Origin of the sequence: Neptuniibacter pectenicola (genome assembly GCF_001597735.1) — a bacterium.
Lineage (GTDB): Bacteria > Pseudomonadota > Gammaproteobacteria > Pseudomonadales > Balneatricaceae > Neptuniibacter > Neptuniibacter pectenicola.
In genome coordinates, this window is record NZ_LUTS01000049.1 from 1 (window position 1) to 915 (window position 915).

The window sequence follows — 915 nt, forward strand, 5'->3', positions numbered from 1 at the left end:
CAAGACAACGAAGCCGTGTGATCTAACGGCCACCGTAAATGATGCAGTTGCGCAGGGACAGTTCATGCTCTTATCTGGGGAGATCTGCTTAACAAGCGATCGGTAAACCACCAGTAAGGCTCTGGTCAATAAGTGCCTTGGCTCCGCTGAATGTATCGCCAGTGGAGAGCGAACTAGATACAAACCGATAGCGCTGGCAGAGGTAACTTTGCCAGTGATTAAGCAGAAGTCAGCAGACGGCATAGTAGCCCAACGGTCAGCGTAATGGCTGATACATGGTGAAGGCCTGAACATTAAGAATAAAGGAGGAGCCTTGTCACACTTGAACGCACGAACGCCGTCAGGCGATGACGTGATTCAGCGTAGTGATCTGAAGCCAGCCTTTAGTAACGATCTATTTGAGCGTGTGCTGCAACGGGATAACCTCTCAGCGGCATGGAAACGCGTTCAAGCCAATAAAGGGGCTGCAGGAGTGGATGGCATGACCATCAACGAATTTCCCGTATGGGCAAGCGCAGGACACTGGACGAAGGTCACTACCGAACTGGCAACAGGTCGATATACGCCCTCACCGGTCAGACGCGTTGAAATCGATAAACCCGATGGTGGTACTCGCCAACTGGGGATTCCAACCGTCTGTGATCGAGTGATTCAGCAAGCGATTGCCCAAGTCCTTACGCCTATTTTTGATCCCGATTTCTCAAACAATAGTTTTGGATTCCGGCCAAATCGAAATGGGCAACAGGCGGTAAAGCAGGTTCGAGACATCATCAAGGAAGGTCGCCGCTTCGCGGTCGATGTCGATCTGTCTAAGTTCTTTGACCGAGTTAATTACGATCTGTTCTGGTCAACAATTCCGGACACTTAAACTTGCTAAGTTTTCATATTGAATCGGCGATAAATCATCGTTAGATG

The 915-nt window shown here is 49.6% G+C and carries 1 protein-coding gene; it reads left to right on the plus strand.

The genetic code is table 11. The features are described 5' to 3' along the window. The first annotated feature begins 322 nt into the window (after positions 1 to 322). Complete coding sequence (locus A3773_RS16795; RefSeq protein ID WP_231902232.1) at positions 323 to 868, plus strand: reverse transcriptase domain-containing protein; 546 nt, start codon at positions 323 to 325, stop codon at positions 866 to 868. Positions 869 to 915: the final 47 nt, after the last annotated feature.